The following is a 23,231-nucleotide window of genomic DNA, read 5'->3' as shown; positions in this document are numbered from 1 at the left end:
ACTTGTGTCAATAACTGTCCTTTTCTCTTTAACTACAAATTCACGTCAAGAAAGGAAACACACTATGAAACTCGAAGGCTTAATTTTAGACGATACCGATATCATTCAAGAAACAAAACCCGCCCGTGGTACGGGTGAAGCTTTGACTGTTGGGCGCTTGAAACTGATTACAACCAATCCGACTAACACTATCGAAGTTAAGATCTCTTCTGAGCTTTGGGCAGGCGGCAAAGCCGGAGAAGTATTAAAGGCTTGTGTCGGTAAGCGCATGCAATTCAACGTTGAGTACAAAGAGTTTAGCTTTGGTAACGATGAAGGTAAGCACGTTGCTTTAAACGGCTTCCACTTGTTCGACTTGCCACAATTGAAAGGCTAACCGCCAGTTTCAAGAAATAGGTTTCAGCTATGAACTGCATCACGACAACACAGCAAGGTTATCTAAGAACGTCAACCGACTTTGACTGCAAGCTCGTCATGCTTACTGACACTGAATACAACAATTTAGTGTCAGTACCACAATCCCTCAATATCGATACGGAGCTCTACACCACCGTTTCGGGATGGATTTTACTTTCGTTCGTTTCAGGTCATGTACTTGGACGAATACTCAAAACACTCGGCAAAGGCTGAGTACATTTTTTAAAACAATCTATAGGTAATACTATGAAAAACATGAAAACTCGTTTAATCGCTCTATCTACTGTTGTTCTTTCTGGTGCTTCAATGGCCGACGCTACACCCGTTCAAACCGCTATCAATGGCGCGGTCACTTCTGGTCAAGCTAACTACGGTCTGGTTGTGGTTGGTTTGATTGGCCTTGGTGCGCTTGGCTTTGGCCTTAAAGCTATCATGGGAGCTATGCGCGGCTAATGGCCGTACTCGTTTCTGAAGTCGTAACCATCCTCTTGGGTGTGTCTATGGCCTCATCCTTTATATACGGTGTATATACGGGTATTAATGCCTCCTAACGGGGGCTTTTTTATATCTAGGTTTTGATTATGAAAACAGCCATTAACGCACTTCTACGCATTCTCTTTTTTATGACCTCTTGCTTGGTTTTCGTAACAAAATCCTATGCTTTGGATTGTCCCGCAGGCTCTGTCGATAGTGGCGGTGTTTGTGTGACTGCTTGCGAAGTTTTAAAGGGTTCTAACCGTACCATTAGTTGGGACGCCTATATCAATGGTGAACAACCGACAGGTTTTTGTAATGGCGCTCACGGGGCTCCTATTCAGTGTGATATGGAACGTAGTGCTTGGGCTATTTCTACCGATTCACCAGATTTTCAGTTTTGGCAAGCTAAGTTCAAATTTACGGGTAAAACTTGCTCAACACCTCAACAATTTACCGGAGGTACTCCAAAGCGTTACCCTTGGGAGGGTGACCATAATATGAATGGTATTCTTGACGTTGATGAAGATTGGGACGGTGATGGGATCCCCAATGGCGTAGATAAAAACCCAAACAAGTCTGATAACACTCTAGAAGATAAAAACAACAACAATGTCCCTGATAAATTAGAGCCTTACCTCGATACGTTAGAGAGTACCGAGGTAATAAAATACGATATTAGTTGTCCTGCTGGCGTTCCTGAGAGCAAGTGTATGACTTTGTCAAATCTCGCTAAAGCTTCCGAGAAAGTTTCGGTCACGAACAGAGAGCTAACCAAAGTCGTTAAAGATTTGGTTTCAAAAAGCGCATCAAAATCTGATGTTGAGGGCGTTAACTACAGCATCAGAAGGTCGCTATCTCAAATGGTTGATAAGGTGACCAGAACTGAGGCGAGTCTAGTTGATAAAGCCAAACGCTCTGATGACCTGTTGACTGACCTTGTAGATAATAAAATCATTGGGGCTATCGATGGTATTCCGGCCTCTATAGCAGCGAAACAACAGCTAGAAACCAACAAGATTATCAAGGCTATCAACTCCATCGATACCGGATTAACTCAAAGACAAGATCTCTTTTTAGCCAAAGCAGCTTCCGCTCAAATGAACACTGAACTCATTCAAGATTTGACCTTAAAAGTGGAAGATGTTGATTACAACCTCGCAGACGCAAAAAAGGAAGTAATCGACCAAGTAAAAAGCTCTCAAAGGAAAACAACACAAGCAACTGGTCGCGAGTTCATGCGTTTGAATCGAGCTCTTAGCACGCTTGATGATTCCATCTCTCAAGACTTTGTTGCGTTGCGTAGTTTCCTAAGTGACAAAATGGACAATCAAGATAAACGCAATGAAACCAACATAGACAATGCTGTTTCTAAGTTGAAAACGAGCATAGAAGATTCGACAACGGGGCTGTCTTCCAAAATAGAACAATCCGGCTCTGAGCTATCAGGGAAAATTGATGGGCTTTCAGACAAAATAGACGGTATGGGTGGCCTCGATGATGCAACCAAAGACGCGATAAAAGGCATTCGTGATTTACTAGGGGCTGATAGTGGTTTCTCTGCTCCTGTGGTTACTGACGATTTTATGGGTGGGTTTATTTTTGATGCGGATTCATTCAAAGATATCACCGCAGAAATCGAGGTTCTAAAGGAGAATTACAAGACCGAAACGGAGCAATTTAAAACCTTATTCTCTATCGACACCAAAGCATTCAAAGACGGGAAATATGTCGAGCATCAATTAGACCTTACTGTTGCTGGTCACAAACAGTCTTTCAAAACTGGCGTTCTCTCTGCCCTGTTAGACAACGCCGAAATCATAAAAGCTATCGTTCTTTTCATCTTCGTTCTTATCGGTATCAAAATGATGGGGTCTAATTAATGGATACTATATTTGCTTTCTTTGATTGGGTTTCAACTCAATTTCAAGTCGTTGTCGATTTCATCAAATCGCTGCCTTATATCTTTTCGAATATCTTCTCTTACATTCAGTTGTTTTATTTGAAAATGAAAATAGCCGGACAAATAGAATTTATAAAGATGTCTTACGTCACTGCACAGATGTTATTGCAGGAAATAGGTTTCAACGATTTGTTAGCCGCAACCTTCAACGCTATGCCGTCTGAGATTCGCTTTTATGCCTTTAAGTTTGGCATTCCTCAAGGGCTTTCCATTGTGGCGAACTTCTTCACTACGGGCTTTGTAATGAGAATGACGAGGTAACGCATGGCTATCACAATAAGAACCGGAGCAAACGGCTCATACAAGTCCGCATACACGGCCTACTTCTCAATCTATCGAGCTCTCAAGGCGGGTAAGGTTGTCGTGACGAATATCGAGGGCATGCAACCATTAAATGTCATACAGGAGCGTTTTGGTGTTGAGTTCCCTACTACATCAAAACTGTTTCGTATCTCTTCTAGGGACTCGGCAGGTGTTCATCTATGGACGCACTTTTTCTGTTGGTGCCCTATTGGTGCTTTGATTGTTATCGATGAGTGTCAGGATATCTATTCCAAGAACATTGGTTTTGATATGAAGAAAGTGACCTACAAACCTGTCGAGGACTTCATCACCAAGAACGACGGCCAAGACGGTCTATTACCCGAGTCTTACCTATCCTTTTTTTATTCTCGCTATACGCCTGCTGATATGGAACAGCTAAACGAATCGGAAACTGACGACCGCGGAGTCGCTGAATACGATGACCAGGGGCGCATTATCTATCCTCATACTTTCAATGAGGGATTCATGCGTCATAGGAAATATAACTGGGATATTGAATTGCTTTCGCCTGACTGGAAACAGATTGATACGGGCATCAAAGCATGTGGTGAGCAGAACTTTTATCACAAGGGACGTGACCAATTTTTTTGGACTAAACGCAAACCGTTAATATGGAAGCATGACAAATCGGTATCGACTCCAGTGATTCCAAAATCCAAAGACGTTAACACCACTACTCAAAAAATACCGTTGGATGCTTTTCTACTTTATAAGTCAACGGGAACAGGCATAGCCAAGCAAGCCGGAGCTATGAATACGCTTTATCGCAGTCCTAAAGTGATTGCAGTGTTTTTACTTTTTATTAGTTGTTTGGGGTACATGGCCAATGAAATATCCAATCGCGTTTTTGATTCTACTGAGGAAGTTCAGGAAGCGGAAACGTCACAATATAAAAATCCCTCTAGTGGGCAAGATAGCTCAAAAACTCAAGAAAGCGGTCAAGGTACTAGCGGTGTATCTGATGGTGGGAATAGCAATCAAGCTGATAACAATGATGATGTTTCGAGTATTTCTATAGCGGATATCTTACCGTTTGACGGTATCCAAAAGGCATTTGTAACGGGCGTTAATTTCGCTATCAAGCCAAAGAAAATTGAACGTCATATCAGTATTGAGATAGTCGCGTCTGATGGGGTTTATAGCCTTAATCAGAATTATCTAAGGGCTTACGATGTGACCTACGATGTTATTGACGATTGCCTACTGAAACTCAACAGAGGCCAGTTAACCAAATTGATAACGTGTAAGCCTCATGAGGTTCTGTCAGACGAGCCCGAATTAAAAAGAGCTGATGTGAATTTGTTTTAAGAGTAACAACCAAATTTTGTATAGGGGGTATTAAATGGAAAGTGTCACGTTAACGGCTGACCAAATCGCAATGATTGCTCAAGCTTTTGCTATCTATGGGTTTATCGGTGTTCTAGGAGCGCTGTTTTTTTATGACTTGGTTTGCGCTGTTGTCGGTCGGGTTCTTAGGCGCTTTGGTTCAACGAACGGAAAAGCCCCGCAGGGATAAGCGAACATGATCATGTTAAGGGGTCGATTCAGCTTGATGAGCGATAATCAGCGAAGCGCAGCTGGCGTTCGAGAGACAAACGAAAACCCTTCATCTTGCTAGGCGCTCTTTAAACTTGGGTAGGCTTTGTTGAGTCTTAATTGGTGGTTATAGTTTTACTCGATGATTTACAGCGCCAGTGCTCCTCAGCGGTATTCGCAAACGTAGTGCGCCAGTGTTTGAACGAAGTGAGTCTTGCACAGTTTGATCGAGTGTGATCAAATACTTTGCATAAGGAGGTTTCTAGATGAGTAGAAATAAAAAATACGAAGATAAAATGAAAGCTAAAGGGTTTAAAAAAGTGACTCTTTGGATTCCTCAAGATAGAGAGTCTGACGTTAAGCAAGCAACATCTATCATGTGTGATCATGAAAACCTGACGGTTGGTGTTCTTAAAGATATTCATACTGGGCGTATGGTTTCAATGCACTAAATAAGCTAAGTCACTGGTGACACCAGAAACATTCCTTCTTCCCTCCTGAGCCTCACAATACTGTGGGGCTTTTTGTTTTGCTTCATTCTGCTCACAGCTTAGCGTGAGTCGTGAGGACTGAACAGCGAGCGCGACGCTGTGAGCAGCAACCCCCGTGTTGTATCACGGGGGTAAATTCGACATAGCGGTCAACAATCACATAACCCTGTTCCAACTCATACCTTCATGACATACAAAAATGTCATGCCGAAACTCTATTAAGAGTGTTGTTTTTTATCTAGTTATCAAGTGGTATAATTTTTTCCTCTTAATTAATAGGCATATGAAAGAAGTGAAACGAGAACTGTATTCTTACTCCAAAAAACTGAACGACTTTCTTAGCTCAGGACAGATATCGGAACTGCAAAAAGCTATTTCTATTTTTGCACCTGTTGCAGAAACTATAAAAAATGACGCTAGGGATATCCTCAGTGAATCAAATAATGGCCAATCTAAGAGAAGGGATATTGGTAACCGGGTAAGACAGGCGATCGCTCAAGAAAAGGGATTAAATTACAGAACTCTTATTGTCCAAGTTCATGCATTTGAATCTTTGCTTAATGAATACCCTTTGATTAAGTCTTCAGAAGGGTCAGCTTCAATGTCTGAATTGTTGGACTTGATTGACGATTTTATGTCTAAATACGACTCTCATAACCGTAGCTATACAGAAAATTCGTTTATCCCATTATCAGTAACAGCCCTTGAGCTACAAGCCCTTCTCTCGACAGTTTGGTTTATTGCGAAAGATAAGGCCTTAACTAAAGAATGTAATACTGTAGATAGCTACGTTTCGTTAGATCTATATCTGGCAAATGTCACCACTCTAAAATCATTTGCAGCTAAACTGGAGGCAGTAGACGAAATTTATACCGAATTACTACACCTCTATGGTGAATCTACAACTGAATTTCCAATTATCATTGAACATATCGAAAATGGTAGTTTATGGATAAAGATAGCAGGACATAGCCTTACATCTACGGCTTTAGCAATAATCATGACTTCTGCAGCAAATTACTATCAAGACAATTTCACAGTGTCAGGACAACTCAAGAATCTGCCTAGCTCGGTACAGGCCGCAAACGAACTTCTAAAAATTTCTGCTGTTTTAGAAAAAGACGGAATTGATACTACTCAGATTAAAGACAACATTGCATCTGCGACTCGAAAAATGTCACGTCAACTTGATAACTTACTCGGGGATCAACCAGCTGTTGAGGTTAACGATAAAGTGCTAAGATTAAATGACATTAATTCTCAAAAATTAATTGAAGCTTCGATGAAAAACCTTCCGCATCACGGCTTACAGCCCAACGTCAATGACGATTCATAACGATTGGCACTTTCATAGGAAGCGTTTTACATTTTAATGAAGGGCTTTTATATTGCGAATACGCAATAATCGGCGTATATTCAGACGTAAGGTAACGGTGAAAAGTATCACTACACCAGTTTAATAGGGTTAGATTATGGCTACATTAACAAGAGCTGCCGAGTACAAAAAAGCATGTGATGATGTTTTACTTTCCCGAGGTAAAACACGCAATGCTAAAACTGCTGTAAAGCTAGAGAATGGTAGTTCGTTGGCATTTCTAAAAAGTTTAAGGAAATCAAAGAAGTAAATGACAGGTATACGAGTTAATTTGGCTGATGCATTTACTACTGGTGATTTAGACTCATATAACTTCAAGGACTTAAACTACCTCTCTGATGGGCAAGAGAAAGCTCTTTCTGAGTTTATTGACTCAGTTGAGGCTGGTGACCCCCTCACTGGTAAAAACAAGCCATCTTGGTTAAATGATGATTTAGAAGAAATTCCGCACACCTCAACTTACCAAGACTTGAGTTATTGGCATTATCATTGTGGTCCAAACTACAGTGATGCGAAAGTTAAGAATTTGACGTTTGATCTTTCTTTAAATCTGGATGGTGTTACCTCTGCGGAGGTTATTCATTATGCTAAGGAAGATGACGGTTCTATTACGATTGTAGCCTTTTCACCAGAACATGTGCCATTCCCATTGTCAGATCACCCAACAGAATCAAATCCGTTATTTGACGTTGAAGAATAACCACATTTCACAAAGCATCGACATATCAATAGAAAGCCGAACTCAATGAGCTCGGCTTTCTTCTTTTTTAGACAATAAAGATAGAGTAAAACAGCGCTATTTGCTTCTATCTCTTTATTGCGGCTATCGCTCTAGCTAGTCCAAGTAGATGAGTTGAAGTCTTGATTTCTAATTCAGATTGAATCCCCAAGAGCGCAATCCCTGCTAATATTTGTTGTGGCCTCACGACTTGGCCTGTCGGCAGCTGCATACTGTCGTATAACATTTTGAACTGTTCCCAATCATCACTTACGCTGAGTTCCCGACCTTTTGCCATACGCATAAGTCTTTTACACTCAGGTGGTATCGGTTTTCCTTCATCCCAACCCGTGACAGTCCTCACAGTTTTAAAACACAGTTCGGCAACCTCTTCCTTCGTCATCTGGCACTCTAACTCTCGAAAAATGTAATTCTTACTCATTTCGCGATACTTCAATGATAAAACCTCTAAATACAAGAGGTTGCACTACACTTACAAGATATGCACCATTAAACATAATCAGACATAATAAACACCGATTTTTGAGAGATGTTTATTATTCTTGTTATGGTGGTTTTAGTTAATTTTCATAAGTGTACTGCTATCGGAATGTGCAAAAGGTTTACCGTAAACGTGTAGGGAGGTTGTTTGGGAATATTGTAATTGACCTTTTTCGCTCATATCTAAAGTCATAGAAAAATCAGTAGTAGAATCATTTTTAGTCATGAATTTACTTTCAGCAATTCCTCTTTCTTGAGTTTTGAATGTAATCTTATCGCCAGCTTCTCCCTCTGTTACAACGCAAACAGCTCTAGGGATACAATAAGAGTTATAAACCATATTATTTTCTTTATCATAAATTAAATATCCACGTTGATCATGGAATTTCGCATCATCTCGTTTTCGAAATACTGATCTGCTCCAGTTAGACTGGACACCGCATTAAGCGACATATTGTTTTTCAAAGTTAACTGGACTTAGATACCCAAGGGCACTGTGCCTTCTTGTTCGATTATAATCAACTTCGATATATTCAAAAAGTGCTTGGCGCATCTCTTCTCGCGTCATTATCGGCTCGTATTGAACGGCTTCTACTTTCATTGAGTGGAAAAAGCTTTCAACACAGGCGTTATCCCAGCAATTTCCCTTCCTACTCATACTTTGTTTTAGATTATGGGCTGAGATTAAGTCTCTGTAGTCTTTTGAACAATATTGGCTACCTCTATCACTATGGATAATTACCCCTTCGGGCATGCCTCTACGGAACAATGCCATTGATAGCGCATCACAGACCAGAATCGCGGTCATTCTGGTGCTCATTGACCAACCAACTACTTGCCGTGAGTACAAGTCGATAACAACCGCCAAATACATCCAACCTTCGCTTGTCGCTAGATAGGTAATATCTCCAGCCCATTTTTGGTTTGGTGCTGTCGCATTAAAATCTTGCTCTAGCAAGTTCGGGGCAACAGGAAGCCTATGCTTGCTGTCTGTCGTACATTTAAACTTACGGGCTGCCTTCGCGACTAAGCTCTGGCGCTTCATGCTCGCGGCAATGGTTTTTACATCGTGCTTATTACCATTTGCCTCAAGTTCTTTTTGAATACGCCTTGCACCGTCACGTTCCTTTTTATCATCAAAGACTTCTCGAACTTTGCTGTCAAGCTGCTTTCGGTGCTCGTTGCGTTGAGTGACTTTATGGCGATTATCAATCCAATAATAAAACCCACTTCGAGAAACCCCAAACACCTTAGCCATACGGACAATCCTATATTGCATAAGGTGTTCGAGCATAAACTCATAGCAATCTACTTTAGATTTTTCGCGAAGTAGGTGGCGGCCTTTTTTACGATATCTAGCTCTTCAGCTTGCTCAGCCAATAACCGTTTGAGTTTGGCATTTTCAGTGGTGAGTTCCCTTTCTCTATCGCTGATTTTCGCATCTTTTTTGACGGCTTTACGCCATCCATAAATTTGAGATTCATACAACGATAGCTGTCGTGCGGCAGCAGCGACACCGACTTTCTCTGCCAACTTAAGTGCTTCGGATTTAAATTCAGGAGCATGTTTGATTCGTGTTTTTTTAGTTGTCATTGTTCACCTCGTTAGTGATTGTACTCACTTAACTCAGTGTCCAAAACTTCTGGTGCAGATCAATGCCCTGAAGCACTTGAACATAGGCAAATTAAATACCTGAACAATGCCGTAGAAGCCGATCATGGAAAACTGAAAAGGCTCACCAATCCAGTCAGAGGATTTAAATCAATAAAGACAGCTTATGCCACTATCAAAGGATTTGAAGTGATGCACATGTTTAAAAAAGGGCAGTTCAATATCTGGTTATCCGGTCAAGGAATAGCAGGAGAGATCCGTCTAATCACCAATGCATTGGTGAACTATTAATCATAATTCAGATAACCAGAGCACTGTCGGGTTAGGCTCAATCTTTGCAACAGAGCCCTCTATGCTCTAATACTGGTGTAAATTTGATAACCCAACGATTAATAATAGCATGATCCACAATGACTCCACGCTCTAATTATATCTCTTCAATTTCACGATAACTTAGTTTATAGGCGAGATAATAACGTACAGTTTCGAGAATAACCTCAGAGGAAAAGTGGCAGCCTTTAAACATTAAGAATCAGTATCATGAATAGAAATTAAGCAAATCTTAACTTAAAGGCTCAAAGTTTGCGAAAGAACCAAAACGACTTATCCACCCTGTCCGCGGATTTAAGGCCATGAAAACGGCGTATGCCACGCTGAAAGGTTTTGAGGTGATGCATATGTTTAAGAAAGGTCAATTCGAAATGTGGCAATATGACCGAGGAATAGCAGGAGAGATCTGTCTCATCACTAATGCATTGAGGAGGGGATGATGCTACTTTAGAGGTTCTATTCACTCACGACACTTATTTGCAACAGAGCCGTCCTCTGTAACCCTGAACCACTATTTCCAATTAACAACCTGGTTTCTGAGACTGAACTGTGGCAGCTTCCTTTCAGGAATCAAGTGCTTATTTATCTATATAATCTTTAAAGGAAAAACTATGTTTAATAACGTTTCCATACGAAATATGATGTTTGCTATCTTTGGGGCTATCATTATTTTTCTATGTATCATCGGAGCATCGGTTTATAGTGCGTTTCAAACCGCTGACAGTCTTGACGAAGCACAGAGTTTACGTCGTAAGTCTCTTGAAGTTGGCGCCATGTTTGTTGACTCATCTGCAGAGCTTACAAATAGTGCTCGGCAATATTCCGTGCTTGGAGCTCCGCGTTTTAAAGAACGCTATCACCATATATTAGCCGTACGAAGTGGTAAGAAAGAAGGCGAAGATGGACGAGTTATTTCAATCCAGCAGCGTATGAAAGAACTCCACTTCAGCCAAGAAGAGTTTGGCTATATTGCTAAAGCAAATGAATTATCTGAGACTTTATCTCAGCTAGAGGCTGAGTCGATAAAAGCGGTTGAAATGGGTGATAAAACGCGCGCCCTACAGTTGCTTTTTTCTGATGCGTATAGTGAAGAACTGAATAAGATACGTGCTGAAGTCAAGAAATTTGAAGCTGCGCTTGAAAATCGCTTGCAGCATTCTGTTAATACGCTGCGTGATGATATGACGGCAGCTGAATACCAAGTGTTCGCATCCATTGTTACATCGCTCGCTATTATCTTATTCGCTTTGTTTATTGTGATGAATCGTATTTTAACACCACTAGCAACTTCTGCGGACTTGATTAGGGGTATTGCGATTAGCAATGATTTAACGATAGAACTGCCTGAAGGACAGAATGAAATTGGTCAAGTGGGTGTCGCATTCAATTTATTTCGTCAGACTCTCATTGATGGTATGGCAAAATTCACCAGTGCTGTTGAAGAAATGAAAACTACCGTTGCACAGGTGAATGATTTTATTCAATCTTCTGAGCAGAAAGGAACTGAGCAAAATCACCAACTGACGATGGTCGCCACTGCAATGGAAGAAATGGTGGCTACATTAAGGGAAGTTGCCTCAAATGTTAGTGATGCAGCTCAGGGCGCATCGGAAGCTGAAGAAGCCGCTATGCAAGGCAAGGGAACGATGGATGAAACGAATGATAAATTCGAAGAGCTGTTTCTGTCGTTTAATCAGTCTGCTGAAACCATTCGAGCACTCTCTGAAGAGAGCAATAACATGACGCAAATGCTTGATGCGATTAAAGGTATTGCCGAACAGACAAACTTACTCGCTTTGAATGCGGCGATTGAAGCAGCACGTGCTGGAGAACAAGGTCGTGGATTTGCGGTTGTTGCAGATGAAGTCCGTTCGCTTGCTGGACGCTCTCAAGAAAGTGCAAGTGAAATTGAAAAGATGCTTGGTAATCTTCAAGCGAAAGCCCAAAGTTCCGTTGATTCTATTGAGCGCAATACTGCAGATATGCGAGAGACAAAAACGGTGATTGAAAGCGCAAGTGACACTTTAAGTGACATTGCTCAATCATCGGTAAATGCAAACCAGCTTAATAACTCTATTGCAATCGCAACAGAGGAGCAGCAGAGTGTGTCAGAGGACATCAATATAAATATAAGTCAGTTACATGAAGGTTCACAGGAATTGGTTGAAGAAATGAGAGATTTTCTAGCAGCAGCGCGTCGTTTGGATACTGTAGCGGAAAATGTCGATAAGGTTACGAAACAGTTCAATATTCACTAATAAGCCAATGTGCACTTGCAAACGAAGTAATGGTGTTTAGAAATCTGTGTCATTTCAGTAAGATATATGAAACAGGAATGACACAGAACCAAAACTATTGAGCGACAATTAGATTGGCCGGTTGATCTGTTACATTTGGACAAACTCTCTATTGGGAAGCTTTGTGCCAGGAAAACGAATTACAGATCAACAAATCAGGCTCTGTTGCAAAGTTCGTCGAATCAGCTAATTTTTTTTATTTTTAGGCTAGCTAGCTCATGGCACTCTTTAAGTATCGACAATTTTCCTATGACATTATCATTTGAGCTGTTCGTTGGTATTGTAAATACGGGATAAGCTATCGAGAGCTCGAAGAGATGCTCTGTGAACGGGGTGTCAACGTAGATCACCGTACGATTTATCGTTGAGTTCAACGTTATGCGCCTGAAATTGAAAAACGCTTACGGTGGTACTGGAAACCTAAAATGGGGTTGAATTGGCAAGTGGATGAAACCTACATCAAAGTGAAAGGAAAGTGGGTGTACCTGTATCGTGCTATTGATAAGAAAGGCCATACCGTCGATTTATATTTGTTATCTAGACGCAATGCTAAAGCAGCGAAACGCTTTTTGGGTAAGGCGTTGAAAGGACTCAAGTATTGGGAGTCCTTTCAACGCCATCAATACCGACAAGGCCGCTTCCTATGGGGTCGCCATCACGGAATTAAAGAAAGAAGGTCATTGCTCTGAAGCACTTGAACATAGGCAAATTAAATACCTGAACAATGCCGTAGAAGCCGATCATGGAAAACTGAAAAGGCTCATCAATCCAGTCCGAGGATTTAAATCAATGAAGGCAGCTTATGCCACTATCAAAGGATTTGAAGTGATGCACATGTTTAAAAAAGGCCAGTTCAATATCTGGTTATCCGGTTAAGGAATAGCAGGAGAGATCCATCTAATCACCAATGCATTGGTGAACTATTAATCATTATTCAGATAACCAGATCACTGTCGGGTTAGGCTCAATCTTTGCAACAGAGCCGGTCAGAGAGCCACGGTTAATGAGTGATTGGTTGTGTTGCTTCCAGTTGGTTGTTTTGTAACGAGGTTTAGGCATAGAGCTACGAGTGAGAGTAGCTGATCAGATCGTAGGTTCTTGATTTAGTTCCATTGAATTACGCAACAAAGCCGTGATCATAACCTATCCCCCTTGTTTGCAACAAAACCTTGAATGTAGGTTTTGACTTGCCAATGAAATTCAAGCTCTCATCGGGGTTTGAGCTCAGAGACTCTTAGCATATATACCCATTATTTTTACCCGTACTCCCGCCCGATAGGGCGGGAGTTCACAGCAAAATTACTAATCATCAATATGCCAGTAAGAGCGTGTTAAGCGTTATGGATTTAATACTTCTTTTAATTTCTTACCGGCTTTAAATTTTGGACTTTTTGAAGCGGCAATTTGAAGAACTTCACCTGTTTTTGGGTTGCGGCCTTCACGTGCTGCACGATGAGTTATTTTGAATGTGCCAAAATCGACCAAAGCCACATCATCACCCGCGGCCAATGTGGTGGTGATGCCTTCGATGAGGGCTTTGAGTGCGGTATCGGCTTCTTTTTTGGTTATATCTGCTTCTTCTGCGATATGATCAACTAATTCTTTACGGTTCATCTCTTTTCCTTGTTCTCTGGTTGGTTTTTCTTCTTCATCCCATTTGCTGGTCGTATAACGAAAGGCTAGGGGTTTATAGACAATGTCGCTAATTTCTATTTTAAACGTGTTTTGAGTCGCGTGTGTGGTGGCACTGGCGGCAGCTAAAGAGCGCATGTACACGGTTTCGAACTTAAGCGTATTTCTTTCTCTATCCAAATAACAGATGCTAAAGACAGCCATACTCTTCCTGTTATATAAAAGTCAAAATTGTCATCAAAAATTACTGTGTTGTAATTTAAGATGATCGAGGTAGGCATTATAACCCTATTTTTGAGCCGCCTAGCTAACCTATCATATTGTTTTTCCGTATGTTAAACATTTTGATTTTGACTGGTATATAAACCTGATCTCAAATATTTAGAGGGATCCATCGCGTAGTTAGAAAGACGGAAATAGTTTAGAGCGCAGACCAATAGTGTTTATGTCGTTGAGTTTTATGGTTTGGATGAGAATTGAGCGTTAACGAATCTCAATTAGTAACGGTGTAAGGAAGAATTATGAGAAAGAGCTATTTATTTTGTTTGTTGTTAGTTATCGCTGGTTGCACCGCCTCTGTGGAAAAAGAACATTCATATGAAGGGCATTTTACTTATGGCCATGAAGTATCTGAATTTCGGGTTCTGTCGCAAATCTAGTTAGAGGCGTGATACACCCACCCTATAGATATAATTATACTGCGAGTGCGTAGAATCGCTCAAAGACCGTCTGGCCTTCAATATCTATCTGATCTTGTTTCAACATCGTCCACACTTCCCGCCCATGCAAACTGGCCAAAGCTCCTTCCGTTGACTTCCAACCTAGAGCTTGACGTGTTTTCTGATTCACCCAACGGTGGCTCTGCTCAACGATATTGTTGAGATATTTAATGTCCAAAATCTCTACCAGTGAGAGCATAAAATAACTCGTCAACCAAAGCTGAACATTCATCGAATCAATGGCCGCGTAGTTACTCCTACTTCCACCTATGATGATTTTGCTTGGTAAACCATTTTGTGACATAGCCTGGTTCTGTCGCAAACTTTGAGCCTTTAAGTTAAGATTTGCTTAATTTCTATTCATGATACTGATTCTTAATGTTTAAAGGCTGCCACTTTCCCTCTGAAGTTATTCTCGAAACCGTACGTTATTATCTCGCCTATAAGCTGAGTTATCGTGAAATAGAAGAGATACAATTAGAGCGTGGAGTCGTTGTAGACCACACTACTATTAATCGTTGGGTTATCAGATTTACACCAGTATTGGAGCATAGAGCCAGGCGTAGAAAGAAGCCGGTGTCTGACTCGTGGCGTATGGATGAAACCTACATCAAAGTGAAGGGGAAATGGGTCTACTATTACCGAGCCGTCGATAAATTTGGACATGTGATTGATTATTATCTTAGCCCGAACCGTGATGAGGCTGCTGCTAAAGCCTTTCTTAATAAGGCTATTTCACAAAATGGTTTGCCAAACAAAGTGGTTATAGACGGAAGTAAGAGTAACTACGCGGCCATTGATTCGATGAATGTTCAGCTTTGGTTGACGGGGTATTTTATGCTCTCGCTGGTAGAGATTTTGGACATTAAATATCTGAACAATATCGTCGAGCAGAGCCACCGTTGGGTGAAGCAGAAAACACGTCAAGCTCTAGGTTGGAAGTCAACGGAAGGAGCTTTGGCCAGTTTGCATGGGCGGGAAGTGTGGACGATGTTGAAACAAGATCAGATAGATATTGAAGGCCAAACGGCCTTTGAGCGATTCTACGCACTCGCAGGATAATTGTATCTGTAGGGTGGGTCTGTCACGCCTCCAACTAGACTTGCGACAGAACCCTTTTTTGCCCGAAAATCAGGACTCCTGTAGGCCATGCTCGAATTATGCTAATGAGGGGGAATAAATGAAAATCGTATTTTTGCTTAGTTCCATTGTTTTTGCTTTGAGTTTTTCGTTCAGCTTATTGGCTGCAGATAACCAACAGGAAGAGGAGTACCAATCTTTGGTTGGGCTGTTCTTTGATGCCGCTCGTATCGGCAATAATGAAGTGGTCGATGCATTTTTTTCGCAAAGTTTCCCTATTGATCAACGTAATAACCAAAGTTACACAGCACTCATGATTGCGGCTTATCAAGGAAATAGAGAAACCGTCCGCTTGCTACTCGATTCGGGGGCAAATGCGTGTTTGCAAGATAAGCGAGGTAACACTGCTTTGATGGGAGCACTGATTAAACGTGAAATTGGTATTGCGAAAGATTTGTACCAAGCGGAGTGTGCCCCAGAACTGCGTAATAAAGCAGGACTTAATCTGAAAGAATTTGCTGAAATCTATGGTCAATCTAATGTGCTGAAATCCCTTCAGTACTGAATGAAGAGTACTAATAACAATAAAAAGGACGTAACAATATGGACAAAACAACATGGCTTGCTGTATTAACTCTTATTTCTTCGCCTGTTTTTGCTGAAACAGTGAGTGTTGAAATGATCGATCTTGGCTCTGGCCAGTCAGCCGGAATTGTGAAGATAAGCTCAAGTGATTACGGAGCTGTATTTACACCTGAATTGAAAGGTTTGCCAGCTGGTACGCATGGGTTCCATGTGCACGCGAATGGTTCGTGCGATAGCATCACAAAAGATGGCAAAATCATACTCGGCGGAGCTGCAGGGGGGCATTATGACCCAGAGGATACGGGTAAACATGGTTTCCCTTGGACGGATGATAATCACCTTGGTGATTTACCACCGCTTTACGTCAATGCTCATGGTATAGCTGATCAGCCAATAATGGCGCCAAGAGTTACATTGGATGACGTGAAAGGCAGAGCTTTGATGATTCACGCTGGCGGTGATAACCATTCTGACCATCCAGCTAAGCTTGGCGGTGGTGGTGCACGCATTGTATGTGGCGTGATTAAGTAATCCTCTTCCTTAAAGTCGTTAAAAGTGCCCCAGCTTATTTGGGGCGCTTTTTGGTTCTGTCGCAAACTTTGAGCCTTTAAGTTAAGATTTGCTTACTTTCCATACACGATACTGATTCTCAATGTTTAAAGGCCACCACTTTCCCTCTGAAGTTATTCTCGAAACCGTACGTTATTATCTCGCCTATAAGCTCAGTTATCGTGAAATCGAAGAGATACAATTAGAGCGTGGAGTCATAGTAGATCACACTACTATCAATCGTTGGGTTATCAAATTTACACCAGTAATGGAGAACAGAGCGAGGTGTAGAAAGAAGCCGGCGGTGTCTGACTCGTGGCGTATGGATGAAACCTACATCAAAGTAAAGGGGAAATGGGGTTACTATTACCGAGCCGTCGATAAATTTGAAAATGTGATTGATTATTATCTTAGCCCGAACCGTGATGAGGCTGCTAAAGCCATCTCACAAAATGGTTTACCAAGTAAGGTCGTTATAGATGGAAGTAAGAGTAACTACGCGGTCATTGATTCAATGAATGTTCAGCTTTGGTTGACGGGTTATTTCATGCTCTCATTGGTAGAGATTTTAGACATTAAATATCTGAACAATATCGTTGAGCAGAGTCACCGTTGGGTGAAGCAGAAAACACGTCAAGCTCTAGGTTGGAAGTCAACGGAAGGAGCTTTGGCCAGTTTGCATGGGCGTGAAGTGTGGACGATGTTGAAACAAGATCTGATAGATATTGAAGGCCAGACGGCCTTTGAGCGACTCTATGCACTCGCAGTATAATTGTACCTGTCGGGTGGGGCTGTCACGCCTCTAGCTAGATTTGCGATAGAACCCAATTAGGGCATCAAATAAATACCTCCACAATATCAGTAACTCAAAGATCAGAAACAGAACCGAGACTTAGAAAACAGAACAAAAACCAAAGAAGGCGATATAAAGCATCACATTGAAATAATTGAAATCTATAAAATGCACCAAATTGTTAACTTCTCACTCCCCAAAAAACGGTAAAATAATAATGATTTTCATTATCAGAATAATAATTTAGCCGTATTGAGGGAACTATGCAGGCGCAAAAATATAAGATTTCAGCCATTTCTTTGGCGCTCTCCGCCATATTTTCAAATCTAGCTTTCGCCGACGACGATCATGCCCATGAAACCATAACCGTTCTAGGGGAAACTTATCGAAACACAGCGACTAAGACCTCTCTAGATCCAGAGGAGACACCACAGGCTCTTTCCATCGTAACTCAAGATGAGTTGAACACTCGTGGTGCAAGTTCGATATCCGAAGCTGTTCGATACACTTCAGGTATTCATACCGATCTGCGTGGTGGGATGGTCACTCGATTTGATCTGTTTAATATTCGTGGTTTTACTAACTACACCAACTTCTATGATGGACTCCCGCTTCCATACAATAACTTTTTCTTGCAACCACAGATTGATACTGTCGCTGTAGAGCAAATTGAGGTATTCAAAGGGCCAACGTCTGTACTTTACGGAAACATGCCACCAGGTGGTATGGTCAATATCATTGCAAAATCACCACAAAAGCAAAGCGCTCATAGTGTTGGCGTATCAGCTGGTACAAATAACCTTCAACAAGCTAAGTTTGATAGCACGGGACAAATTGGTGATAGCGACTTTACTTATCGCATAGTAGGTCTAGCTCGTAAAAAAGACGGCCAAGTCGATGCGTCAAAAGAAGAGCGTTACGTGATTGCACCTTCACTTGATTGGCAGGTTACTGACAACACCTTAATTAACTTCAATGCTTATTACCAAGATGATCCAGAGGGCAACGTGTTTACGTCAGTTCCTGCATCTGGCTCAGTTCTTAGTAACCCTGTAGGCAAGCTTTCCCCAGATACATTCTTAGGTGACGAAAACTGGAGTATGTTTGACCGTCAGGTTCTATTGGTTGGCTATAAAATCCTTCATAACTTCAATAATCAGTGGCAATTTCTTCAAAATGCACGTTTTATGGACGCGTCTATGAAACAAGAAGAGGTCTTTAATAGCTTCTTAATGGCAGACAATCGAACCATGGCGCGAACGGCTTTTGCCACCGATGAAGAAGTGAAGTCGTTTGTTATTGATAACCAGCTGTCGGGTTATTTCGAGACAGATTCGATTGGTCATAACTTACTAATTGGTATCGACTACCAAAGCGTTGACACCGATGTATTTGGTAAACAGACCTCTCCGCTAGTTACGCCACTGTTGCAAGACATCTTCAATCCAAATACCAATAGCATCGATCGCGATACTCTATTTTTTGCCGGTGATCGTAAGACTGAAGTTGATATGACACAACTGGGGGTTTACCTTCAAGACCAATTCACTTGGAACAACTTAGTGATGGTTGCGGGTTTACGTTGGGACAGTGTTGAGTCGGATACCAAAGCTGTTGAAAATAACTATGTATTCGCGACTACAACTAACAGTACGGAAAAGATCGACGATACCAACATTTCAATGCGAGTTGGTGCACTTTACCAATTCGATAACGGTATTCATCCATATGCTTCCTATTCAGAAAGCTTCGAGCCTGTTTCAGGTGTCGATGCTGCAGGACGTGCATTTGAGCCGTCAACGGGTGAGCAATGGGAAGTGGGGGTGAAGTACGCGCCATTAACCAGCGATCTTCAAGCTTCAGTGGCGTTGTTCCACATTACCAAAGAAAAAGCGATGCTGAACGATCCTGATAACTTGTCTGCACCTCGTTATCAAGCCGGTGAAATTGTCTCTCAAGGTGTGGAGCTCGAGGCAAAATGGCAAGCGGCAGAGCAATTGAATCTCACGGCCAACTATACTTATGTGGATATGGAAATTACCAAAGATGACTTCTACAACCAAGAAAGTCGTACTCCGGTATGGGTACCTGAGCAAACTGCCTCACTGTGGGGTAACTACTATTTTACTGACATGTTGAACGGCCTAAGACTGAGTGCCGGTGTACGATATGTAGGTGAAGCACAGCTAGACCCTCAAAACAGCGATACGGTTCCAGACTACACACTAGTCGATGCCGCTGCTAGCTACGTCTTCTCGTCACTTGACGACACGACACTAACAGTGAGTGCAACCAACTTATTCGACAAAGAGTACTTTAGTTGTTACGACCAAATCAGTTGTTGGTATGGAGAAGAGCGAACCATAGAAGCCAGTATTGATTACAGCTTCTAGCTTATTGGTGGTTTCTAAATCATTGTTGAACGCTCAAATAGCTCTTTGCCATACTCGCGTAGTACAGTAGGTTTTGCTGATAAATATTCAGTGTAGGTAAAATATTGCAGGCTTTATGGGCTTTTTTTCCTAAATCAGAGAACTAATGCTTAAAGCTACGATTAGATCATCTAAGTTCACTCACATACTTAGAGCAATGCCAAAGCCTCGCTACAGAACAACTAACTGGAAACAATATAACTAAGCCCTAATCAATCGTGGTTCACTGACATTCTGGATTGATGAAGAAGCGATTCAACAGTGGAAGCAACTCAAGCAAGGTAAACGGTTCTGTCGCAAACTTTGAGCCTTTTAGTTAAGATTCGCTTAATTTTCACTTATGATACTGATTTTTAATGTTTAAAGGCTGCCACTTTCCCTCTGAAGTTATTCTCGAAACCGTACGTTATTATCTCGCCTATAAGCTGAGAAGAGCCGCTGAGTTATCGTGAAATAGAAGAGATACAATTAGAGCGTGGAGTCGTTGTAGACCACACTACTATTAATCGTTGGGTTATCAAATTTACACCAGTATTGGAGCATAGAGCCAGGCGTAGAAAGAAGCCGGTGTCTGACTCGTGGCGTATGGATGAAACCTACATCAAAGTAAAGGGTAAATGGGTCTACTATTACCGAGCCGTCGATAAATTTGGAAATGTGGTCGATTATTACCTTAGCCAAAACCGTGATGAGGCAGCCGCTAAAGCCTTTCTGAATAAACCTATTGCACAAAATGGCTTACCAAACAAAGTGGTTATAGACGGAAGTAAGAGTAACTACGCAGCCATTGATTCGATGAATGTTCAGCTTTGGTTGACGGGGTATTTTATGCTCTCGCTGGTAGAGATTCTTGACATTAAATATCTGAACAATATCGTTGAGCAGAGTCACCGATGGGTGAAACAGAAAACACGTCAAGCGCTAGGTTGGAAGTCAACGGAAGGAGCTTTGGCCAGTTTACATGGGCAGGAAGTGTGGACGATGCTCAAACAAGAGCAGATTGATATTGAAGGTGATACGGCCTTTGAGCGATTCTACGTCCTCGCAGGATAATTGTACCTGGAGGATTGGTCTGTCACACCTCTAGCTAGATTTGCAACAGAACCGCCAAATCCCATCGGCAATCATCCATTGCCTCAGCGTTTCTACACTGACATAAAGATGGTGTTGTTCGATTAACTTTTCATGCGCAAATGTTGGAGGGAAGTCTGGATAATGTTCATGAATCACTTGCAACACTAAAGCTCGATATTCTGGCAGATAACAGCGATTACTGGGTCTTCCTCATGCTTGATGGCTTAATCCCGCAGGCCCTGATTACTCCAGTCGTTTTAGTTGACGCCGAACTTGGCGTGGGATTTTAGCAGCATCACATTGTCGTAAGCGACGTTCTAATACGTCTTGTAAAACCTTCAAGCGGTCTAGTTCTTTATCACTCATGGTTATCAACATCTCGGTCAAATCCTCTCAGTAAATAAATCAATAAAGAGGACATTTCTAAATAGGTCAAACCGGATATTACTATCTGGGGCTTACATTTTCGGTGGTGATTATGCCGAATATATTAAATGAGAGATTGCTAATAAAAAGGGCTTGGTCAGTTACTAAGCCCTTTTTGATGTGATGCTACTCGCAACTTTCAGTCATCTGAACAGAGGATTTTATGAGTTCGCTCATATAGATTAAACCATCGGTTTCCTCTTCAAAGCCTACAGGTTCTCGATTCTCAGCAAATCCTGAAAACAGTACATAGATTTCTTGATACGGCTCTCCGAACCTTTGAGCTTTTGCTAGTGAAGCTTGTTCAATAACCTTCATTTGTTTTTGTTCGCCATTTAACCAAAAAATCTCGTTTGATCCACAGAAACGAAAATCTGAAACTTCACTTCCATATGTGAAATATCCTTCATAGAGCTGGTTCTTGGAGACTGAACACCCAGACACAGCAAGTAATGCAATGAATGGGATTGTATTTGATAATTTCATTACTAATTCCTTTATCTTCTCTAACGCTCATTAATCAATTTCTTCGCTACACGAATGACAGTACGAGCTGATACGCTTGTTAGCTTTGCTGTGTCGCTTATGCTCAGTCCATTAATGACTCTAAGTTGATAGATTTTTTCATGGAGTTCTAGATCTGCCTGTCTGCCGCGATACTTACCTTCCTCTTTCGCTTTTTTTATTCCCTCTGCCTGACAGCGACGGCGATCTTGGTAATCTTTCCTTGCGATAGCGGCCAACATATCCATCATCATACTGTTGATGGCCTTTATCATCGAGTTGGTGAATTCGTCTGTTATTTGGGGGGAGAATGCAATATGACTCGTTGGTAAGTCTAAACTGATCACCTTTAACTCTTTCTCAAGTAACATTTCTTTTAATGTGAACCAACTTTTTTCATCTAGACGTGAAAGGTGATCTATCTGCTCAATGATAATTGCGTCTCCGATTGCTGCATCATCAAGTAAACGTAAAGTTCTGGTCTTTGTAGTGAAGCACCGGATTTGTTTTCTATATACCATCCGGCCACACGAAACCCTTTTTGCTGTACAAATTGCTGTAATGAATGTTGTGCTCGTTTCGCATCTTGATCGGAAGTTGATGCTCTTAGGTAGCCAAAGATGTACATAGTTCCCTCAAAATGACATTTAAGTAATGATCTAATGGTGTGTGTCATATAGGTTATGACATTCATGGTTTTTGTGTCAATTTGGGCTGGTGATCTATAGGTATAGCTAAGTGGCACAGTCAGTTTTCGTAAATAGAAACTTAATCATTGCTGCAATGATTAAAGGGGTGGTGATGGCGGAAGTTAGAATGAGCCAAATTCAAAAAGCTGTGCTGAGTTGTTTGGCCAAAGCGTTTACAAAAGGTATAAAAGAAGGTAAATCAACGGTCATCAACCAAGCCGTAAATCATTTCCTTCAAAAAGATATCCACCCGAACAATTTTCGACTCTCATGCAAAACCCTAGAGGAGCGCGGGCTAATCATGCGTAAGAAAGTGGATTTGGATTGGTATATCAACATAACGCCCGAGGGATTTGAGATGGCGCTGTCTTGGCTAGACTGAAAAAGGTGGAGCTTGACTATGCCGGTATATTTGAGGCTTTGTTGACTCGCTCATTAAATCATCAATTTTGATTTGAGCGTGTCTTCCTTTACTCTTGCCATCTATCTTCGTTTCCAGTTCAAACATCATGCCTTACAAATACAACGGATCCAGACGTCATCACTTCAAAAAGCCTACCTATCGGCAAACCAATTATGCTGAATACAACCAAAGTCTTCGTGATCGTGGGCGCATTGATATCTGGTTATCTGACGACATCATAGAGAACTGGAAAACTGAGCAACGTTCTTACGAGGCTTTGTTTCCGTACTCGACCCACACTGTCTTTT

25 protein-coding genes and 8 pseudogenes are annotated in these 23,231 nt (G+C 41.5%); 23 read left to right on the top strand and 10 right to left on the bottom strand.

What is annotated here, in order from left to right:
* Positions 1–64: 64 nt before the first annotated feature.
* The 11 genes from OCV44_RS21145 (at position 65) to OCV44_RS21095 (ending at position 7,280) form a co-directional block, all read left to right on the top strand.
* Positions 65–376, top strand: coding sequence for a chemotaxis protein (locus OCV44_RS21145; RefSeq protein WP_135381415.1), 312 nt, complete (start codon positions 65–67; stop codon positions 374–376).
* A gap of 29 nt (positions 377–405) precedes the next feature.
* Positions 406–630 carry a hypothetical protein gene (locus tag OCV44_RS21140; protein ID WP_139686217.1) on the top strand — a complete coding sequence of 75 codons (225 nt, stop codon included), beginning with the start codon at positions 406–408 and terminating at the stop codon, positions 628–630.
* Positions 631–672: 42 nt separating this feature from the next.
* The gene (locus tag OCV44_RS21135) at positions 673–870 is read left to right on the top strand and encodes a hypothetical protein (protein WP_029222958.1); all 198 of its coding nucleotides are present in this window, start codon (positions 673–675) and stop codon (positions 868–870) included.
* Positions 871–998: 128 nt separating this feature from the next.
* The gene (locus OCV44_RS21130) at positions 999–2,774 is read left to right on the top strand and encodes a hypothetical protein (RefSeq protein ID WP_261900957.1); all 1,776 of its coding nucleotides are present in this window, start codon (positions 999–1,001) and stop codon (positions 2,772–2,774) included.
* Complete coding sequence (locus OCV44_RS21125) at positions 2,774–3,115, top strand: DUF2523 family protein (RefSeq protein ID WP_017103183.1); 342 nt, start codon at positions 2,774–2,776, stop codon at positions 3,113–3,115. Before OCV44_RS21130 ends, OCV44_RS21125 begins: the two co-directional genes overlap by 1 nt.
* Positions 3,116–3,118: 3 nt before the next feature.
* Positions 3,119–4,486 (top strand): zonular occludens toxin domain-containing protein, encoded by a 1,368-nt coding sequence (locus OCV44_RS21120; RefSeq protein ID WP_261900956.1) that lies wholly within the window; start codon positions 3,119–3,121, stop codon positions 4,484–4,486.
* A gap of 34 nt (positions 4,487–4,520) precedes the next feature.
* Positions 4,521–4,694 carry a hypothetical protein gene (locus OCV44_RS21115; protein WP_017103185.1) on the top strand — a complete coding sequence of 58 codons (174 nt, stop codon included), beginning with the start codon at positions 4,521–4,523 and terminating at the stop codon, positions 4,692–4,694.
* Positions 4,695–4,980: 286 nt separating this feature from the next.
* Positions 4,981–5,166 carry an antitoxin MazE-like protein gene (locus OCV44_RS21110; protein WP_065678365.1) on the top strand — a complete coding sequence of 62 codons (186 nt, stop codon included), beginning with the start codon at positions 4,981–4,983 and terminating at the stop codon, positions 5,164–5,166.
* Positions 5,167–5,488: 322 nt separating this feature from the next.
* Positions 5,489–6,541: a hypothetical protein gene (locus OCV44_RS21105; protein ID WP_139686285.1), complete on the top strand. Its 1,053-nt coding sequence runs from the start codon at positions 5,489–5,491 to the stop codon at positions 6,539–6,541.
* 136 nt (positions 6,542–6,677) lie between these two features.
* Positions 6,678–6,830: a hypothetical protein gene (locus OCV44_RS21100; protein WP_170213772.1), complete on the top strand. Its 153-nt coding sequence runs from the start codon at positions 6,678–6,680 to the stop codon at positions 6,828–6,830.
* Positions 6,831–7,280, top strand: a complete 450-nt coding sequence (locus OCV44_RS21095) for a hypothetical protein (RefSeq protein WP_102341174.1) — start codon at positions 6,831–6,833, stop codon at positions 7,278–7,280. It abuts the gene before it with no gap.
* A 106-nt stretch (positions 7,281–7,386) separates the two neighbouring features.
* On the opposite strand, the gene OCV44_RS21090 is transcribed toward OCV44_RS21095, so the two are convergent.
* The 3 genes and pseudogenes from OCV44_RS21090 to OCV44_RS21080 form a co-directional block, all read right to left on the bottom strand.
* A complete protein-coding gene (locus OCV44_RS21090; protein WP_139686286.1) occupies positions 7,387–7,755 on the bottom strand; it encodes a phage protein in 369 nt (122 codons plus the stop codon).
* Between the two features lie 120 nt (positions 7,756–7,875).
* Positions 7,876–8,223, bottom strand: a pseudogene (locus OCV44_RS21085) (heme-binding beta-barrel domain-containing protein); the annotation flags it as partial.
* Between the two features lie 18 nt (positions 8,224–8,241).
* A protein-coding gene (locus tag OCV44_RS21080) for an IS3 family transposase (protein WP_139686336.1) occupies positions 8,242–9,392 on the bottom strand; the annotation gives its coding sequence in 2 pieces (ribosomal slippage) (positions 8,242–9,149 and positions 9,149–9,392; 1,152 coding nt in all).
* A gap of 54 nt (positions 9,393–9,446) precedes the next feature.
* Here OCV44_RS21080 and OCV44_RS21075 point away from each other — a divergent pair.
* Positions 9,447–9,701 (top strand): annotated as a pseudogene (locus OCV44_RS21075) (DDE-type integrase/transposase/recombinase); the annotation flags it as partial.
* A 64-nt stretch (positions 9,702–9,765) separates the two neighbouring features.
* Here the strand turns inward: OCV44_RS21075 and OCV44_RS21070 are convergent.
* A pseudogene (locus OCV44_RS21070) lies at positions 9,766–9,936 on the bottom strand (IS6 family transposase); the annotation flags it as partial.
* Between the two features lie 70 nt (positions 9,937–10,006).
* Between OCV44_RS21070 and OCV44_RS21065 the strand changes: the two are divergent.
* From OCV44_RS21065 to OCV44_RS21055, 3 genes and pseudogenes are all read left to right on the top strand, one after another.
* Positions 10,007–10,180: pseudogene (locus tag OCV44_RS21065) on the top strand (IS6 family transposase); the annotation flags it as partial.
* 171 nt (positions 10,181–10,351) lie between these two features.
* Positions 10,352–11,998: a methyl-accepting chemotaxis protein gene (locus tag OCV44_RS21060; protein WP_139686249.1), complete on the top strand. Its 1,647-nt coding sequence runs from the start codon at positions 10,352–10,354 to the stop codon at positions 11,996–11,998.
* 257 nt (positions 11,999–12,255) lie between these two features.
* Positions 12,256–12,913: pseudogene (locus tag OCV44_RS21055) on the top strand (IS6 family transposase).
* Between the two features lie 54 nt (positions 12,914–12,967).
* On the opposite strand, the gene OCV44_RS21050 reads toward OCV44_RS21055, so the two are convergent.
* The 3 genes from OCV44_RS21050 to OCV44_RS21040 all read right to left on the bottom strand — a co-directional run bounded on the left by OCV44_RS21050 (position 12,968) and on the right by OCV44_RS21040 (position 14,692).
* The gene (locus tag OCV44_RS21050; protein ID WP_261900964.1) at positions 12,968–13,096 is read right to left on the bottom strand and encodes a hypothetical protein; all 129 of its coding nucleotides are present in this window, start codon (positions 13,094–13,096) and stop codon (positions 12,968–12,970) included.
* A gap of 279 nt (positions 13,097–13,375) precedes the next feature.
* On the bottom strand, positions 13,376–13,651 hold the full coding sequence (locus tag OCV44_RS21045; RefSeq protein ID WP_139686250.1) for an HU family DNA-binding protein: 276 nt from the start codon (positions 13,649–13,651) through the stop codon (positions 13,376–13,378).
* A gap of 711 nt (positions 13,652–14,362) precedes the next feature.
* On the bottom strand, positions 14,363–14,692 hold the full coding sequence (locus OCV44_RS21040; protein ID WP_261900955.1) for a DDE-type integrase/transposase/recombinase: 330 nt from the start codon (positions 14,690–14,692) through the stop codon (positions 14,363–14,365).
* Between the two features lie 74 nt (positions 14,693–14,766).
* On the opposite strand from OCV44_RS21040, the gene OCV44_RS21035 reads away from it, so the two are divergent.
* From OCV44_RS21035 to OCV44_RS21005, 7 genes and pseudogenes are all read left to right on the top strand, one after another.
* Entirely contained in the window at positions 14,767–15,450 is a 684-nt protein-coding gene (locus OCV44_RS21035; RefSeq protein WP_261900948.1) for an IS6 family transposase, read from the top strand.
* 118 nt (positions 15,451–15,568) lie between these two features.
* Positions 15,569–16,033, top strand: coding sequence for an ankyrin repeat domain-containing protein (locus OCV44_RS21030; RefSeq protein ID WP_139686251.1), 465 nt, complete (start codon positions 15,569–15,571; stop codon positions 16,031–16,033).
* 38 nt (positions 16,034–16,071) lie between these two features.
* Positions 16,072–16,584 carry a superoxide dismutase family protein gene (sodC, locus tag OCV44_RS21025; RefSeq protein WP_139686252.1) on the top strand — a complete coding sequence of 171 codons (513 nt, stop codon included), beginning with the start codon at positions 16,072–16,074 and terminating at the stop codon, positions 16,582–16,584.
* A gap of 121 nt (positions 16,585–16,705) precedes the next feature.
* The gene (locus tag OCV44_RS21020; protein ID WP_261900954.1) at positions 16,706–17,374 is read left to right on the top strand and encodes an IS6 family transposase; all 669 of its coding nucleotides are present in this window, start codon (positions 16,706–16,708) and stop codon (positions 17,372–17,374) included.
* Between the two features lie 284 nt (positions 17,375–17,658).
* The gene (locus OCV44_RS21015; RefSeq protein ID WP_139686254.1) at positions 17,659–19,788 is read left to right on the top strand and encodes a TonB-dependent siderophore receptor; all 2,130 of its coding nucleotides are present in this window, start codon (positions 17,659–17,661) and stop codon (positions 19,786–19,788) included.
* Positions 19,789–19,984: 196 nt separating this feature from the next.
* Positions 19,985–20,116, top strand: a pseudogene (locus OCV44_RS21010) (IS5/IS1182 family transposase); the annotation flags it as partial.
* A gap of 67 nt (positions 20,117–20,183) precedes the next feature.
* Positions 20,184–20,880 (top strand): annotated as a pseudogene (locus tag OCV44_RS21005) (IS6 family transposase).
* Between the two features lie 264 nt (positions 20,881–21,144).
* On the opposite strand, the gene OCV44_RS21000 reads toward OCV44_RS21005, so the two are convergent.
* From OCV44_RS21000 to OCV44_RS20990, 3 genes and pseudogenes are all read right to left on the bottom strand, one after another.
* A complete protein-coding gene (locus tag OCV44_RS21000; RefSeq protein ID WP_261900953.1) occupies positions 21,145–21,267 on the bottom strand; it encodes a hypothetical protein in 123 nt (40 codons plus the stop codon).
* A gap of 186 nt (positions 21,268–21,453) precedes the next feature.
* Positions 21,454–21,813 (bottom strand): hypothetical protein, encoded by a 360-nt coding sequence (locus tag OCV44_RS20995; protein WP_139686300.1) that lies wholly within the window; start codon positions 21,811–21,813, stop codon positions 21,454–21,456.
* Between the two features lie 20 nt (positions 21,814–21,833).
* Positions 21,834–22,459: pseudogene (locus tag OCV44_RS20990) on the bottom strand (recombinase family protein).
* 173 nt (positions 22,460–22,632) lie between these two features.
* Between OCV44_RS20990 and OCV44_RS20985 the strand changes: the two are divergent.
* Positions 22,633–22,902, top strand: coding sequence for a hypothetical protein (locus OCV44_RS20985; protein ID WP_139686301.1), 270 nt, complete (start codon positions 22,633–22,635; stop codon positions 22,900–22,902).
* The last annotated feature ends 329 nt before the right edge of the window (positions 22,903–23,231 follow it).

It is taken from the genome of Vibrio tasmaniensis, assembly GCF_024347635.1.
GTDB classification, from domain to species: domain Bacteria; phylum Pseudomonadota; class Gammaproteobacteria; order Enterobacterales; family Vibrionaceae; genus Vibrio; species Vibrio tasmaniensis.
Note: the sequence above shows the minus strand (reverse complement) of the source record. Positions and strands in the feature narration are given on the sequence as shown.